This is a genomic window from Bacteroides sp. MSK.20.82, assembly GCF_019052485.1.
GTDB lineage: Bacteria > Bacteroidota > Bacteroidia > Bacteroidales > Bacteroidaceae > Bacteroides > Bacteroides thetaiotaomicron.
The window spans coordinates 25987-42611 of the sequence record NZ_JAHQUN010000024.1; the positions used below are offsets into that span (position 1 = coordinate 25987).

At 41.6% G+C, this 16625-nt stretch carries 18 protein-coding genes; 11 read left to right on the plus strand and 7 right to left on the minus strand.

Annotation, left to right across the window (positions count from 1 at the left end):
• Window positions 1–9: 9 nt before the first annotated feature.
• Window positions 10–255, minus strand: a complete 246-nt coding sequence (locus KTR07_RS17820; protein WP_008760151.1) for a hypothetical protein — start codon at window positions 253–255, stop codon at window positions 10–12.
• Between the two features lie 85 nt (window positions 256–340).
• On the opposite strand from KTR07_RS17820, the gene KTR07_RS17825 reads away from it, so the two are divergent.
• The gene (locus KTR07_RS17825; protein WP_008760150.1) at window positions 341–646 is read left to right on the plus strand and encodes a nitrous oxide-stimulated promoter family protein; all 306 of its coding nucleotides are present in this window, start codon (window positions 341–343) and stop codon (window positions 644–646) included.
• A 28-nt stretch (window positions 647–674) separates the two neighbouring features.
• Here KTR07_RS17825 and KTR07_RS17830 read toward each other — a convergent pair whose 3' ends face one another.
• The gene (locus KTR07_RS17830; protein WP_008760149.1) at window positions 675–2180 is read right to left on the minus strand and encodes a TrkH family potassium uptake protein; all 1506 of its coding nucleotides are present in this window, start codon (window positions 2178–2180) and stop codon (window positions 675–677) included.
• A gap of 228 nt (window positions 2181–2408) precedes the next feature.
• On the opposite strand from KTR07_RS17830, the gene KTR07_RS17835 reads away from it, so the two are divergent.
• Together KTR07_RS17835 and KTR07_RS17840 are read left to right on the plus strand one after the other, a co-directional pair.
• Entirely contained in the window at window positions 2409–3140 is a 732-nt protein-coding gene (locus KTR07_RS17835; protein WP_008760148.1) for an SDR family oxidoreductase, read from the plus strand.
• A gap of 100 nt (window positions 3141–3240) precedes the next feature.
• Window positions 3241–3510 (plus strand): zinc ribbon domain-containing protein, encoded by a 270-nt coding sequence (locus KTR07_RS17840; RefSeq protein WP_008760147.1) that lies wholly within the window; start codon window positions 3241–3243, stop codon window positions 3508–3510.
• A 112-nt stretch (window positions 3511–3622) separates the two neighbouring features.
• Here the strand turns inward: KTR07_RS17840 and KTR07_RS17845 are convergent, their stop codons facing one another.
• The gene (locus KTR07_RS17845; RefSeq protein ID WP_008764645.1) at window positions 3623–3895 is read right to left on the minus strand and encodes a GNAT family N-acetyltransferase; all 273 of its coding nucleotides are present in this window, start codon (window positions 3893–3895) and stop codon (window positions 3623–3625) included.
• 10 nt (window positions 3896–3905) lie between these two features.
• Window positions 3906–5219: a TIGR01777 family oxidoreductase gene (locus KTR07_RS17850; protein ID WP_008760145.1), complete on the minus strand. Its 1314-nt coding sequence runs from the start codon at window positions 5217–5219 to the stop codon at window positions 3906–3908.
• A gap of 94 nt (window positions 5220–5313) precedes the next feature.
• Here KTR07_RS17850 and KTR07_RS17855 point away from each other — a divergent pair, with 94 nt between their 5' ends.
• The 7 genes from KTR07_RS17855 (at window position 5314) to KTR07_RS17885 (ending at window position 12976) form a co-directional block, all read left to right on the plus strand.
• Entirely contained in the window at window positions 5314–7050 is a 1737-nt protein-coding gene (locus KTR07_RS17855; protein ID WP_062695521.1) for a hypothetical protein, read from the plus strand.
• A 129-nt stretch (window positions 7051–7179) separates the two neighbouring features.
• Entirely contained in the window at window positions 7180–7566 is a 387-nt protein-coding gene (locus KTR07_RS17860; protein ID WP_070750145.1) for a DUF3244 domain-containing protein, read from the plus strand.
• Between the two features lie 15 nt (window positions 7567–7581).
• Window positions 7582–8154, plus strand: a complete 573-nt coding sequence (locus tag KTR07_RS17865) for a DUF5025 domain-containing protein (RefSeq protein ID WP_062695525.1) — start codon at window positions 7582–7584, stop codon at window positions 8152–8154.
• A 37-nt stretch (window positions 8155–8191) separates the two neighbouring features.
• Window positions 8192–9790, plus strand: coding sequence for a hypothetical protein (locus KTR07_RS17870; RefSeq protein WP_062695527.1), 1599 nt, complete (start codon window positions 8192–8194; stop codon window positions 9788–9790).
• 385 nt (window positions 9791–10175) lie between these two features.
• Window positions 10176–11015, plus strand: coding sequence for a DNA-formamidopyrimidine glycosylase family protein (locus KTR07_RS17875; RefSeq protein ID WP_011109283.1), 840 nt, complete (start codon window positions 10176–10178; stop codon window positions 11013–11015).
• Window positions 11016–11047: 32 nt separating this feature from the next.
• Complete coding sequence (locus tag KTR07_RS17880; RefSeq protein WP_181981933.1) at window positions 11048–12028, plus strand: lytic transglycosylase domain-containing protein; 981 nt, start codon at window positions 11048–11050, stop codon at window positions 12026–12028.
• 69 nt (window positions 12029–12097) lie between these two features.
• Window positions 12098–12976, plus strand: a complete 879-nt coding sequence (locus KTR07_RS17885) for an ion transporter (protein ID WP_070750165.1) — start codon at window positions 12098–12100, stop codon at window positions 12974–12976.
• Window positions 12977–13009: 33 nt separating this feature from the next.
• Here KTR07_RS17885 and KTR07_RS17890 read toward each other — a convergent pair whose 3' ends face one another.
• Window positions 13010–13375, minus strand: coding sequence for a DUF2809 domain-containing protein (locus KTR07_RS17890; RefSeq protein ID WP_070750146.1), 366 nt, complete (start codon window positions 13373–13375; stop codon window positions 13010–13012).
• Window positions 13376–13562: 187 nt separating this feature from the next.
• On the opposite strand from KTR07_RS17890, the gene KTR07_RS17895 reads away from it, so the two are divergent.
• Window positions 13563–14231 carry an MgtC/SapB family protein gene (locus tag KTR07_RS17895; protein ID WP_055217087.1) on the plus strand — a complete coding sequence of 223 codons (669 nt, stop codon included), beginning with the start codon at window positions 13563–13565 and terminating at the stop codon, window positions 14229–14231.
• Window positions 14232–14233: 2 nt separating this feature from the next.
• Here KTR07_RS17895 and KTR07_RS17900 read toward each other — a convergent pair whose 3' ends face one another.
• Together KTR07_RS17900 and KTR07_RS17905 are read right to left on the minus strand one after the other, a co-directional pair.
• Complete coding sequence (locus KTR07_RS17900; protein ID WP_070750147.1) at window positions 14234–15007, minus strand: TIGR03915 family putative DNA repair protein; 774 nt, start codon at window positions 15005–15007, stop codon at window positions 14234–14236.
• Window positions 15008–15039: 32 nt separating this feature from the next.
• Complete coding sequence (locus tag KTR07_RS17905) at window positions 15040–16308, minus strand: putative DNA modification/repair radical SAM protein (RefSeq protein WP_008764634.1); 1269 nt, start codon at window positions 16306–16308, stop codon at window positions 15040–15042.
• Between the last annotated feature and the right edge of the window lie 317 nt (window positions 16309–16625).

Below are 16625 nucleotides of genomic sequence, written 5' to 3' on the forward strand. Positions count from 1 at the left end.
GGCAACTGTCTATCTCTTCACCAGTCTTTTCGGCGAACCATGCCAGGAACAACCCAGACAATAAACTTCCGTCAAATCAAATCCATCGGTGGAAGCTGCCGGATCTTTAGGCACAACTTCTCCATTTTCGAGTACATAGACCAAAAGACGCTCTTTACGGTCATTCACCACATATAGGGCAGCAATCTTGCATTGCGGACATAATAACTTTCTCATGCCGCAAAGATACGCATAGTTTCCAGCAACGGCAATCATTCCAGTGGAAGTTCTTTGCAGAATATGCGATCAGTTTATTATCTTTGCCGAAGTGAAGCCAGCCTCCAAAGCCAAAAGAAAACAAATGGAAACAGATAAAAAACCGCGTATCACTCAGGAAAAGAGAACAGTAGAGATCATGATCCGTCTCTATTGCCGGAAAAAAGAGAAGAATGCAACCCTTTGTCCGAAGTGCGAAGAGTTGCTCCGCTACGCACATGCCCGTCTTGACCATTGTCCGTTCGGAGAGAAAAAAAGCTCGTGCAAGAAGTGTCCCGTACATTGTTATAAGCCTGCCATGCGCAAACGGATGCGAGAGGTTATGCGGTTCTCCGGTCCCAGAATGTTATTCTATGCCCCTTTAGAGGCGATACGCCATTTATTCTCCTGAGCGGCAAAGCTATACCGGCAAAATAGTCTTAACGGTTTTTCCAGAATCCCGGATAGAAGAGTAACAGAACGCTGAAAAGTTCCAGTCTGCCTATCAACATCAGAAAAGAAAGAACCCATTTTGCCAAGTCCGGCAAAGAATTCCACGAGTATGCGGGACCGCAACTACCCAATCCCGGTCCCACGTTACCGATACTGGAGATTACCGTACTGACCGATTCGGAGAAACCGACTCCTAAAAATAAAAGAATCGTCCAGCCGATCAGAATAATCACCAGATAAAAAGCAAAGAAGAGTAATACAGTCGTTACGATGGAAGAAGATACGGTTTGTTTGTTAACCCGTACCGGAAGCACCGCATTCGGATGAAGCAGATGTTTGAATTCATTCCGGATGGTCCGCGCCACAATCAGTAACCGCATATTCTTGATACCTCCGCTGGTAGATCCCGTGCAACCTCCCGAAAGCATCGCTATAAACAGCAACAGCCATGTGAAAGGAGGCCACAAATTATAGTCATCCGTCGCAAAGCCGCAGGATGTATGCACCGTAGCTACCTGAAACAATGATTTACGAAAAGCCAGCTCCCATCCATAGTTGTTCTGAAATACGAGTGCCAAAGTGATAAGCAATGTCAATATCCCGACAGAGCCCAGAAACCAATGCGTTTCTTCATCTTTAAACAAGCGGCCGACTTTTCCTTTCAGACACATCAGGAATAAGGAAAAGTTAATACTGGAGATAATCATAAAGATAGCGACAACATACTCGATATACGGAGAATTCCAGTAAGAAATACTGTTTTGTTTGGTAGAATATCCTCCTGTCGCCGTAGTAGCAAATGATTGACAAATGGCATCAAATAAATCCATTCCGCCAAACATCAGCAGGATCGTCTCCGAAACGGTCAATATCAGATAAACAGTCCACAGCCATTTCGCCATTACATTGATTTTGGGATGCGTGCGGTCATGAGTCACTCCGGTAGTCTCGGCAGAAAAGAGCTGTACGCCGCCTGTGGTAAAGATCGGGAGAATGGCAATCGTAAAAAAGACAATCCCCAGTCCACCAATCCACTGCGTCAGGCTTCGCCAAAACAGCATCCCATGTGAAAGGGACTCGATATCATCGAGTATCGTAGCTCCTGTGGTAGTGAATCCGGACATCGTTTCGAAGAAAGCATTGGTGATGGTATCAATGCTCCCGCTGAAATAAAAAGGAAGCATCCCGAAAACGGTAAAGAATATCCATGAAAGAGTGACGACACAATATCCGTCCCGGCGGCTCATCTTATTCTCCGCTCCCCGTCCGTAAAGCAATAATAATCCTCCTGCTACGGCATTAATCACACACGTATAAAGAAAATACTTATAATCATCCTCTCCGTACCCCAACGAAATACCAGCACACAAAAGGAACATTCCCAACTCAATAAAAAGCAACGTCCCAAGCACCCGTCCTATCATTTTCGGATTGATCATGCTGTTGCTTTTAGCACGCGCATACACACTATTGTCTGATATATACTCTTCCATAACTCATGAATTACTCTGCACGAATCCCATAGCTAATAGTATGCCAAAACAGCCGTATTTTTTTTAAGCTGCTATTTATCAGCAACATACTATTTCTGCTTTGAAAAACGAGAAGACTCCTACCCTACCAAAATGAAAAGGTTTCCTGTCAAAACGAAAAGGATGGCTTTCAAAATGGAAAGTTCTCCTTTCAAAATAGAAAGATTTGACTATCTTTGTTCCAAAAAGATGAAACGAGCCATTATCATAGGCGCCACCTCCGGTATCGGAAAGGAAGTTGCCCAACGCCTCCTGTCCGAAGGATGGCAGATCGGCATAGCGGGCAGACGCCAGTCAGCTCTCGAAGATTTCCGGCAAATCGCACCGGAACAGATAAAAATTCAATCACTGGACGTCACTCAGGAAGACAGTGCCGGAAAGCTGGATGCGCTTATCCATCAATTGGGCGGTATGGATTTATTTCTGCTCAGTTCCGGCATCGGTTTCCAAAATATGGATTTGAAGATGGAAATCGAGCTGAATACCGCACGTACCAATGTCGAAGGCTTCACACGAATGGTGGATACCGCTTTTTCCTATTTTAAGAACAATGGAGGCGGACACCTGGCTGTCATCAGTTCGATTGCCGGAACTAAAGGTCTGGGAGTTGCCCCTGCCTATTCTGCAACGAAGCGCTTTCAGAATACATACATCGATGCTCTTGAACAACTCGCCCACCTGCAAAAGTTAAACATTCACTTTACCGATATTCGTCCGGGATTTGTAGCCACTGACTTGCTGAATGACGGAAAGCATTATCCTATGCTGATGAAAACCGACCAGGTAGGCCGCGACATTGTACGCGCACTTCATCGGAAACAGCGGGTAGCTATCATTGACGGACGTTATCGTATTCTCGTATTCTTCTGGCGAATGATTCCCCGATGGATATGGAAACGTTTGCCGGTAAAAACAAAATAGCAAGATCGGATAACTGAGAACTTATTGAAAGTAACTATATTTGTAAACAGATAAAAGAGAATTATTTATCATGCTTTTACTCACTTAAAATCAATAAAAAATGGAACAGAAAATTTGTCAGTGTTGTGCTATGCCAATTGATGAAACGACATTCGGAACAGAAGCAGACGGCAGCAAGAATGAAGAGTATTGCCAGTATTGCTATGCAGACGGGCATTTTACCAAAGAATGCACAATGGATGAAATGATTGAGCTCAACCTGAACTACCTTGAGGAGTTTAATAAGGATTCGGAAGTAAAGTACACTATAGAAGAGGCGCGGGCAACGATGAAAGAGTTCTTCCCTCAACTAAAGAGATGGAAACAATAGGCTAAAAAGGGACTGACCCGAAAGTTCTTCTTCCAAACGTATCTTTGTCACAAATATCCATTACAGCAAAGAGAAAATGACTTTTCGTGCTTTTAGGTCAGCCCCTATTTATTCAACTATCCGCATTCATTTCCGGATGGCGTTCAAGCCACCTCACTGCATAGGAGCAGGTAGCTTTCGGTTTCATCCCGTTGGCGAGTGCAAAGTCGTAAGCAGCTTTCACCAGTGCGGCAGCAATTCCGCGTCCTTCTATCGGTTTAGGGACAATCGTGTGAATAATATCAAGATAATCACCTAACAGGCGATATTCTACAAATGCGGTACGACCGTCGACTTCCGTCTTGAACAGTTTCTGTTCGGGCTGATGAGTAATTTTGTAATCCATAATGTTTATTTTAAAGTTGTTCAATCCATTGTAACCGATTCGTATCATAGCCACGACGTTCGGCGGCAGTTACTAATTTCTTTTTTATATCTTCCGGCAGTTGGGGCGTCCGACTCAATATCCAGAGATATTTATCGGTACTGCTGCCTATAAGAGCATAATTGTAATTCTCCTGATCCAATTCCATCACATAATAATCGGAATAGAAATTCAAGAAAAAAGAGACTTTCAGTTTACCGGGCTGTGCAGGGTCGGGAATCTTGGCGTGTCCAGTAGCTGTTTTACAAATATCGTAAGGTGAATTGCGTTTATATCCCCGATTCTCAACACGAATTGTTCCATCGGAACGGAGGGTATAAGTAGCGGTCACTTCCATAAGCCCACGTTCGAAACGATGATCATAACGGGCTATCTCGTACCAAAGCCCCATATAGCGTTTCAGATCAAGCCGATCTACCGTACTGTGATCTGTCTCCTCAAACAACTTCTCTATGGTAGGAACGGAAAAATGGAATCCGGCTTCCAGCAAACGTGTAGGACGCACACTCTGTCCGGCTGTCAGAAAAGAGGCGGCTTCACCGTAGAGCAAACGAAAGACCGTTTGCGGAACAATCAAAGTTGTCCACGCATGATACGCCTTTCCCATCGCACGTGTAAACGTGGACTGTGAAACTGCTTGAGGAGCAACCAAATTGAAAACACCTCTCAACTCTTCATTTTCAATAAAGAAGGCCATGGCACGACAAAGGTCACGAATATCTATCCACGGAAAAGGTTGCGTACCCGGCCCTATGACGGCGGCAACCTTTGTTGCGCGTAGCGGGCGAAGCATCTGTTGCATCGCTCCCCCATCGGGAGAAAGCACTACACCGAAACGGGTAATGACAAGCCTGGTCGGTTGCGGACAACGCTTCGCTTCCTTCTCCCACGCATAACAAAGATCGGACAGAAAACCATCGCCACGAGTCTGTGTATACTCGTCCGATTCCACCAAAGAGGGGTAATATCCTACAGCAGAGGCCGAAATCATGAGTTTCGGTTTGGTTTTGACTGCATTCAAAGCACGGATAATGCGGTGTGTTACCGTTATCCGGCTATTGAAAAGCTCTTGTTTATGTTCCGGCGTCCAGCGCTGATTGATGGGAGCACCTGCCAAATTTATAATGACATCACAATGCGTCAGCGTCTGAACCAAAAGTCCGGACATACCTTCCCGAAACATCGCTCTTCCCAAAGGAATGATCCGGTGCCCACCCTTTTCGGTCAGATAGTTAGAAAGATGTTTGCCTATATATCCGGTGGCTCCGGTCATTGCTATATTCATCTTGATTCTCCGTTTTTTAACTATACTAGAGAAACGTATTAAAAGCAGAAAAAGTTCTTTTATTTATATAGAATAAAATCATTCTAATAAATAAATGTTATCTTTGTGCCACATGCAAACAAATAAAAAGACGAAACTTGTGGTCAAAATATGCTCTATTCTATTTCTAGGAACATTTTTGTTCTGCGCCTGCTCTTCAAGAGAACGGACCGAAACATCATTTTTACAAGCTGAATCACTGCTAGAAGAACACCCCGACAGCGCATTGCAATTACTTCAAACATTGCCTGCATTACAAGAGCTTTCTCACAAAGAATCCGCCCGCTATGCCCTACTTTTAGCGCGGGCAACAGATAAATGTGAAAAATCACTGCTACCCTGTGATTCATTACTGAACCTAGCTTTGAATTATTACGATAACGACGAGAAAGAGCGAGCTGTAGCTTTACTTTACAAAGGACGATTGGAAATAGAAATAAATAGTACAAAGGAGGCTATTGCCCATTTGCAAGAAGCGCTGACTATATTGAAAGACTATCCAAAAGAAATAGAGATCAAACGGCATACGCTCAGTTCGTTAGGAAATCTTTATTTCGACGTTAATTACTATGACGAGGCGTTTAAAGCATATCAGGAATTATACAAATGTTGCATCACAGATAAAGATAAATCCGTAGCACTAAACAGTTTTAGTTTATATTATTGCACACAAGACCAAAAAGATTCGGCAATAATAATCCAACGTAAAGCACTTGATTATGCGTTAGATTCAGGTGACTCTTCTATGATAGGCATATCCGAATTCAATCTAAGCATTAATTACGATGAATTTGAAGAACCTGATTCGGCATTGTATCATGCACGCAATGCCATTAAATGGTTTCCAAAAGGAAAGATTCCAGGAAGTTATTATGGTCATCTTGGAAGCTTGTTGTACGAAAGAGGAGAAAATAAAGACTCTGCCATCTATTATCTCAATAAGAACTTAGAAGATACTAAAAATATAGCAGGCAGAGGCGCTACTTTATTAAGTTTGTATGATATTGAAAAAGATCTAGGAAACTACAAAGCTGCATCTGCCTATTTAGAAGAACATGTAGAAATTTTAGATTCTATGTATAGTACAGAACAATACAGCGAGCTACAACAACTCATTAATAAATATAATATCAAAATCCATATTAGGGAAGAGCAAATAAAAGAGCAACATCGACTCCAGCTCATTATCGCACTCTTCATTTTTTGTTGCTTACTTATTATATTATTCTATCAATACCATATTAACAAAAGAAAAAGAATACAACTTATATATCAACAGAATTTAAAGCAAACCCAATATAAACTATCTTCAATGCAGACTATTATTGAAGATAATCAATCAATAATCAGTTTGCTGCAAGAAGAACAGCGCAATCTGAAACAAGACCAAGCGAATAAGATAGATGAAATACAGGAAAGAGAATCTACAATAGAAAGACTTAGACAAGAAAAGCATGAACTGAGAAATTGGTTATTTACCCAAAGTGATATATACAAGAGAATTATCGCCCTTTCGAAACAAGAAGTATCTGACAAAAAAGCAATGAAGGTATTAACAAATGCAGAACTAAAAAAACTCCAAAAGATTATTTTCGAAATTTATGCCGATTATATATCATACTTACAAAAAAAGTATCCCAAGTTGACTGAAGAAGATATTTTATATCTCTGCCTAAATGAAGCAAAATTGCAACCTCTAACTATTGCACTTTGTTTCGGTTATAACAATACGCACCCCATTAATCAACGCAAATTAAGGATAAAAGAGAGAATGAAAGACGAAGAAATGTAAAGTGTGACCAGTATTTCACTATCTCATTAGTTATCAAGACATTACAAAATAGCAATGTGACTGCAAATATTATCCATCTATACTAATACTCCATACCTTTGCCTCCATAAATCAATAAAAGAATTGAATATGAAAGCAAAGTTTTTATTTATCTTATTATCGGTATTATTTATTATACCAACAAGTGCAGTAATACTAAATAAGCATAAGCACAAAATTCGACTTACCTCATTTACTCTAAGGAATAAGGCAACAACTCGTTCCCCTATTGAATTTAATATAGATGTACAAGAAACAAACAGTTGCTTGCAAATTATCTTTCTGTCACCTCTGCCGGATGCAGAAATCACTATTACAGATAAAAACGGGAAAACCGTAGTTCATGAACCACCCACTTTCATAAACAAAGGTAAAACATTGTATATAGAAACTCCAAATGGCTATCCTTATACAGTAAAGATTATCTCTCCCATAATGGATATAACAGGAGATATTATAGAAGAAGAAAGCGAATAAAACAATAAAAATAAGATGAAACTAAACATTTATTTAATCGGAGCATTCTTCGGAATGTTTATTCTAGCATCATGCGACAACGATGATGATGAAACTCCCGTTCCTAAAGATGATTCATGGTATTGGGGATACTTTAAAGGAGAGATAAACGGAAAGGAAATATCTTTGGAAAATGAAGCTCATACTGATTGGTCTGTTCATTCAGTAAAAACAAGTGCATCTCCTCCTGATAACGATGCCGATTCTATAAGGGGAATGATGACAAGCATAAAATACGGTGAAGATGAATTGCTTAGTATAACCATCTATCATTTACACAAAGGAATACGTTATATAACAAAATCAACAAAAACAGATTGGATATATGATGGAATTCAAATAACACGAGATACACATAGTGATAAATATGAAGACAGATATATTTACTATATCCCTAAAAAAGAGAAACCATTCCAAGTAGAAATTACTAAATCTGCCTATGCAGATCAATGGCATCCTATTATTGAAGGAAATCTTGACGGAGTGCTTTATCGTTCTGATAACCCTAAAGATTCTATTATAATCAATGGTTCATACGGAACCAGATAATTTTTATCTATTACTAACTTTCATAAAAACATGTATTATGAAAAAGATTTTATTAATGCTCGCAAGTGCTTTTTTCATGTTTTCGTGTTCTCAAGAGGAAGGAACTTCTCCTATCAACGAGAATACAAGTAATTTACCAGTATCGGCAACAGCCGATGCGCAACTCAAATTTGCCAAATTGTTATCACAAGCCGCCTCCGGTAGTATCGAAGTACGCAACTTCTTGAAAAAAGAAGCTTTAGTACAGTTTGACAATGACTACGACATTTTCTATCCATTAATTAAAGATAAAAAAGTATTTGGCAACCAAAGTTTTAGAGATATATTATTATCATACTGCAAAGAAGAAAACGAATTGAGTCAAATTGAGCAATCTCTTCCCTTGCTAAACATAATGGTTCCAGATCTCACTCTATTTTGGGACTTCAATGCCACAACATGGGATACAAGTGATAAAGAAATATCAGTATTGTGTAGAGATGACAAAAACAACACACTATATGAAAATGGCGAAAACATTGGTAATATGACAAACGGAGATATTCCTGGTTTCCCTTGCCTTGTTGTGAAAAACAATGAACGCATGAAAATTACTAGTGTTAATACAAGATCAGGAGAGGCTACTTATGAATTTATAAGTGATGCTTTTGATGGGAGCAAAAAGGTGCAAACCCGGCATTATGATGCTGATAATGATTTAGAAGCAACCGAAGATTTGAATAAATATGTTAGTAAAGATGTAGTAGCCACAGCTATTAACGCTTGGCGAGAATTCAGAAACGTCCCTAATGCCTGCCAAAGAGATTATATTTATTATGGTATCAATAAAACAAATACTCCTGGAAGCTTAAATAGAAATATCAGAGAAAAATTATACCGATTTAGAATTAGTGCTACTGCATTTGGAAGAATCGCAGATGCCGACGGTGATCAAAGATTACAAGACTTGACCCAAACTAAACGTTACTTTTCAAATGAAGAAATTCTTCAAAATATATGGACAGATGGAAATTTCGAATTCCGATTCAAGTCCTATATTGCAGGAGAAACAAATAAAGATGCGATGGAACATTTGCTCACATTTTCCGTAAAAGCAAAAGATGTGTTCTCCATAGAAAAGATACATCTTCATCATAAAAACGGTACCGCATTTAGACAATCAAAGAATTTCTATTCAGTAGATATCAACAATTTAAGATCAAAATGGATTTATCCGGAAAAACTTGAACCCAATAAGGATAACCAAGTTTTCACATTACCATGGGATTTATACAACAAAGCTCTTTCCATTCATATGTATGTAGAAGAATTCGATGTTGATCAGACAATAGAAAAAACAATAACTGTAGTAAATGAATTTACAAACAAAGCAGATTTTTCTATCGAAGGAGGCGGAAGCATAGATAGCGTCAAATTATCTGCCAAATTAGGATATGGTTTTTCACACACCAATACCACAACTAGTAGTACTAAAGTTACAACTACAGTCGGTTCTGACGAATTAGGAGCTCTTTCCTTCTTCTTCTATGACCCTATTATCAGAGCAGAATCTAACAATACCTATAAACTATATGACGTATCTAGCGGTGATGTGACAGCAACTATCTTACCGATTAATCTTATTATTACCAGATAAAAGATATAAATACAACATATATAGTTTATAAAATTACGCTGATAAGATACTTACTGACTATCTATAAGCCATCTATATCAAATAAAATAACTAGACTTTAACTTGATATTCAGAACATCGTGGAGGAAATTAAACTTTAGAACAAGTTTGAATCCTTCACTTTGTTTTGAATATTTATATATACGCTTTGCAAAACTCATATACTTTTCCTCCAACCACATATAGTCATTATCCTACACAAGAAATCGAGATTTCATTTCTTAACAGTGATAATAAAGGGCAGATATTGCAGCAACCTGATTTTGTTCCACCGGATTTGTTTAGTTCTGACTAATAAATATTATATTTGCATGAGAACATTTATAAAATCAGAAATAGAGACTATATGATAGAAGCACCCGAAGCCCGTTATCTCTGCGAACAACTCACTGAGACAGTTGTAGGAAAAAGAATATCAGATGTATTTATTCAATTCAGCCCTCACAAATTCGCTTGGTTTAACGGCAATTCCGATGAGTTTGCCGAATGGTTAGTCGATAAGAGGATAAACAGTGCGCAGTCTCAGGGAGGTATGGTAGAGATTACAATAGAAGATAAAGTGCTCGTACTCACGGACGGAGTAAATCTGCGCTATCTGACTCCAGGGACCAAGCTGCCGGCCAAACATCAGTTACTTATTGCATTCGAAGATGAAAGCTGCCTTATAGCGTCCGTGAGAATGTATGGCGGACTCATGTGCTATGACAAGAATGCTGCTACGGGCATGCTTTCCGAATATTACCGGACAGCGAAAAGCAAGCCGCAGGTCATGTCGGACGCTTTCAGCAAAGAATATTTCCTCGGACTGATTAATGATGAAAGTGCGCAGAAGAAATCCGCCAAAGCCTTTCTGGCTACCGAACAGACTGTTCCGGGACTGGGAAACGGTGTCTTACAGGACATTCTGTATCATGCCCACATCCATCCAAAGAAAAAAATAGCAGCATTAACAGACAAAGAGAAAGAAAATTTGTTCTATCAAGTAAAGGAAACCATGAACGATATCTACCGACAGGGTGGACGAAACACGGAATCGGACCTGTTCGGAGAAAACGGCAAGTATACAGCTTGCCTCTCTAAAGACACGGCAGGCAAAGCCTGTCCCCGTTGTGGAGAAACCATTGTCAAGGAGAATTATCTTGGCGGTAGCATCTATTATTGCCGTGGTTGCCAGATATTGGAATAAGAACCAATCAAATGACTAAAAGAAAACAGAAAATGAAGAAATTTACCAAGATCAACTACATTCTAACCTTTATATTAGTATTCTGCATCGGAGCTACCCTGCCTATTCTGATCGGTAGCAGTCATGTAGACGAACAGCATTCCGCCAAATCGGAAGTACCTTATTGCGTCACCTCACCTACCGTTCCCGAGCAGGTGACTTTTGACGGAGAGACGATCGACCTCCGCCGTTACGACCGCCGCGAGCGGATGGACCGGGAGATGATGGCGTTCACCTATATGCACTCCACCACCATGCTGCTTATCAAGCGTGCGAACCGTTACTTCCCAATTATAGAACCGATTCTGAAAGCGAACGGTATCCCCGACGATTTCAAATATCTGATGGTCATCGAAAGTAACCTCAACAACATAGCCCGCTCTCCGGCCGGTGCAGCCGGATTATGGCAATTCATGCCTGCTACCGGACGCGAATTCGGACTCGAAGTAAATGAGAACGTAGACGAACGTTATCACATCGAAAAGGCAACGGTAGCCGCCTGCAAATATTTCAAACAGGCTTATGCCAAATACGGAGACTGGATGGCTGTATCTGCCGCCTATAATGCCGGACAAGGACGAATCTCCTCTCAACTGGACCAGCAACTTGCCAGCCACGCAATGGACTTATGGCTGGTAGAAGAGACTTCCCGCTATATGTTCCGCCTGCTGGCAGTCAAAGAAATATTCAAGAATCCTCAACGATATGGATTCCTGCTGAAAAAGGAACACCTGTACCCGCCTATCTCCTACAAAGAGATAACGGTCACCACCCCCATTGCCAACCTAAGCGATTTTGCCAAACAGCAGGGAATCACGTACGCCCAACTTCGAGATGCGAACCCTTGGCTACGCGAACAAACCCTAAAGAACAGGACCGGAAAAACATACGTTCTCCAGATACCTACACAAGAGGGAATGTACTATGATCCAAAGAAGACGGTTGCATATAACAAGCATTGGGTAATAGATTAATGTAATAGGTAATAAGTAATAGGTAAAATACAGGTTATTGGGATATTGGCCTGTCAACTGTTTATTCTCATGAAACTAAAAGAAAGAATCCATTATTTTATGAATGACCAAAAGCTGAAACATAAGCTGTACGTCATCATCTTCGAATCTGACACTCCTTCGGGAAAGCTGTTTGATGTGGTTCTTATCGGCTGTATCCTTGCCAGTGTATTATTAGTCATTATAGAAAGCCTGAAAGGGCTCCCTTCTTATCTGACTACCCCATTTGTCGTAATGGAGTACCTTTTCACTGCTTTCTTTACTTTTGAGTATCTGACACGAATATATTGCTCTCCCCGCCCGAAGAAATACATATTCAGTTTCTTCGGCATTGTTGACCTGTTGGCTACCTTGCCGCTTTACATCGGTTTGATCTTTCCGGGAGCACGCTATCTGCTTATCATCCGTGCATTTCGATTGATACGGGTATTCCGTGTCTTTAAGCTATTCAATTTCTTGAATGAAGGCGAACGACTGCTCACCGCACTTCGGGAAAGTAGTAAAAAGATTGCGGTCTTCTTTCTTTTTGTTGTGATTTTGGTTACTTCCATCGGAACGTTAATGTATATGATCGAAGGAACTTTGCCCAATTCTCAATTCAATAACATTCCGAACAGTATCTACTGGGCTATTGTCACGATGACCACCGTAGGATACGGAGATATAACTCCTGTCACCGGACTGGGAAAGTTTCTTTCGGCTTGCGTCATGCTGATCGGTTATACCATCATTGCGGTACCTACCGGCATTGTGTCCGCCTCCATGATGAAGGACTACAAACGGAGAAGAGACAAAGAATGTCCGAACTGCCATCGGTCAGGTCATGAAGACAATGCGCAGTTCTGCAAGTATTGCGGACACGATCTGAATCCGACTTCAAAAAACGAAGATAAAGAGAATGTACAATAAGCAATCGCCAAACAAGAAAGTCTGTTATTCCAATTAACGGCGTCTGAATATTTGCTCAAACAGAAAGATAAAGATACATCCTACTCCATAGCAGACAATATCTTTCCAATCGAACGTGGAGCCCAAAATGATTCTTAATGCACGGTTGGTGATTCCCAAAGTTTCCACCAACTGAAAATATTGCAGCACTTCGACAAAACAAGCGAACAGGAAAACGTAAAACGGCAGACGGGGAACCCCTGTCGGTATAAATATACGTACGAAACTATATACCAGCACCACGACCAAAGCATCTCCCATATAAGGACGTACGAAGCTATCACGTACATACAAGGCTATGAACACCTCTATACAAAATATCACCAGAAAACTAATGATGTAAAATATCCTTTTCTTCATTTCTTATTCAATCTTTGGCGTAATGCACGGTTTTGTCTGCGAATATACGATAAAATGCAGATGCTACGTTCAAATATTACTAAATTAATAGCACAAAAAGAGAAAAGAATTGTATATTTATAGGACTAACCGTTTTTAAAGAAAAAAACAGAAGAAACAAACAAAGAAAAGAAAGGAGACCGAACCTATGATGTTGAACGTTGATTTTATGTTAAGATTACTGGTGGCAGGAATACTGGGAGCCATCATCGGACTGGACCGTGAATATCGTGCCAAAGAAGCCGGATACCGCACTCACTTCCTCGTATCATTGGGTAGTGCCCTGATCATGATCGTTTCGCAATACGGATTTCAAGAGATCATCAAAGAAAACAGTGTGACGCTCGACCCTAGCCGTGTAGCGGCACAAGTAGTCAGCGGCATCGGATTCATCGGTGCAGGAACCATTATCCTACAGAAACAAATCGTCCGTGGACTGACCACAGCCGCCGGCATATGGGCTACAGCCGGCATCGGTCTGGCAGTCGGCGCGGGAATGTACACCATCGGCATAGCCACTACCGTACTGACTCTGATCGGACTGGAACTGCTCAGCTACATCTTCAAGAGTGTAGGCATGAAAAGTTCGATGATCTCCTTCTCTACTAACAACAAAGACAGCTTGAAACAGATAGCGGACAGATTTAATTCAAAAGATTATATGATTGTCTCTTACGAAATGGAAACACAGCATTCGGGTGAAATGGAATCTTATCAAGTCACAATGGTCATCAAATCAAAACGGAACAATGATGAAGGACATTTACTTTCGTTGATGCAGAAATTTCCGGATGTGACGGTGCAGCGGATAGAATAAGCCTACTTCTGCTTCTCCGTCAGATACTTCCAGTAGCGGACAGGCATATCCTTTTTATGCTTCCTCGGATTCATGCGTTCTTTAATGCAGATAGCCTTGAAATACGTTTTCCAGAGCTTCTGAAAGATCTTCTCATTTTCATCCATCAAGCTCTCGTCCAGCATCCCCGTAATCAGATGAGCTTCCCGGCTGTCGTCATCAAAAGAAATCGTAGTCACTTCCTGCAAATCATAGTAAAAGCCATAACGCCGCTTCATATCATAGATAATCCACTTCTGATCGGCAAAACGATCTTTGAAATGCTGGATGGTAAGCGGTAAGGCATTATACTGCGGTTCGAAGGCAGCAAAGAACGTACCGTCCGCCGCTTTCTGAAAACGCACGAACTGCATCAGATGCATCCGTTCGCCATCCACCTTCTTCCATATCTGGGCAAGCAGAAGCACATCCGGATCGCCGAAGTTAGTCTCGATAGAACGGGGAGCGTCGATCGCCTTACGAATATAACGAAAGATAACCATCCCTATATCCGGCAATTCCGACAACCAACACTGGGTGAGGCAGCCAAGCGCGGAAGAAGAGACTTTCTTCTGCAAGCCACGCCACACACGGGCGGCTTTCTCTTCATCGGTGACCACCGTATGCAATTCATCATAAAACAAAGGCAAAGCATCCCCTTCCGATAACAGGAAATCGGGAAAGGTCTTACGAAAATAAGCGTCGAAGACAGCAGTCAGCAGACCATCAAAAGTTTTATCGTAGATATAGACGTTCATTATCTTCCGGTTTACAACATCTGAAACTCCATTTATTCCCCAAAATCCAGTATCAACTGGCGGTCGTCCACCTTCTTCTTAGGCTTCGGAAGCAGCAGACTGCGTACCCGCTGCGGAGAAAGCTCATTCACCGTCTGCATCTGCAAAGGCAGTTCCCTGCACGTAATGAAGTACTGCGCTTTTTTCATCACCACGCCTATCTTCTTCAACTCATAAAAGCCCAGACGGGAAAAACGACGGGATGCCACAATCAACTTAGCTGACTTCACCCCGATGCCCGGGACACGGAGCAACATCTCATAATCCGCCTTATTGATATCGACAGGAAACTGTTCCGGATGACGCAAAGCCCACGAGAGCTTCGGGTCTATCTCCAGATCTAGATCAGGATATGCGTCATCTACGATTTCATCCACTTTAAACTGATAGAAACGTAGCAGCCAGTCCGCCTGATAAAGACGGTTCTCACGTACCAGAGGCGGTTGTTTCAGTGCAGGCAGGCGTGTATCGTACGTATTCACGGAGACATATCCGGAGTAATAAACACGCTTCATCGTCGGTCGCCCATAAAGTGCCGACGAAAGGTAAAGGATATCTTTATCCGACTCGGAGGTAGCCCCTACAATCATCTGCGTGCTCTGTCCCGCAGGCGCAAAACGGGGAGCATGACGGAACTTCTGCCGTTCTTCCTTGCTTTCCAACACGCCTTGCTGGATATACTTCATCGGAGCGAAAACACTCTTATGATCCTTTTCGGGAGCTAACAGTTTGAGGTTCTCTTCTTTCGGGATTTCTACGTTGACACTAAGGCGGTCGGCATACAGCCCGGCTTCATTCACCAGTTCCCGGCTTGCTCCGGGGATGCTTTTCAGATGAATATATCCGTTAAAGCGATGCACCTGACGCAAGTCTTTCGCCACACGCACAAGCCGCTCCATTGTATAATCCGGACTACGGACCACACCGGAACTAAGAAACAAGCCTTCGATATAATTGCGCCGGTAGAATTCAATCGTCAGCTCTACTAGTTCGGAGACGGATAACGTGGCGCGAGGCAGATCATTACTGCGCCGGTTGATACAGTAGGCACAGTCGTAAATACAATAATTGGTCAGCATGACTTTGAGCAAGGAGATGCACCGTCCGTCTTCGGCAAAGCTGTGACAGATTCCCCAACCACCTACGGTATTGCCCAGCATGCCCGGTTTGTTGGAGCGCACTGTACCGCTGGATGCACAGGATACATCGTACTTGGCCGATTCTGCAAGTATCTTTAGTTTAGTGAGGACATTTTCGTTCATGGACCCAATCTGATTACAGACGCAAATATACGATTTAAATCGGAATGCCGGTTGATAACGAACCAAATCACTCGTATTTTGTTCTCTATAAACAAAACAATCAGACTTTATAATAAAATCAGTCTATATATAAAAAAAGAGGATGCCCGTGGGAAAAATGTGAGGGGCATCCTCTGTAAGGAACAGATATCGGGAAAGAAGACTTTCACAAGCATTGCTTTCCATCTGTTCCCTGTGGGGTTATCTTCACTAACAAGTGAAGAAAGGGTTCATTGCAGAAGTCCGGGCTTTCACAAGCACGGGCTTCCTCTTTTACC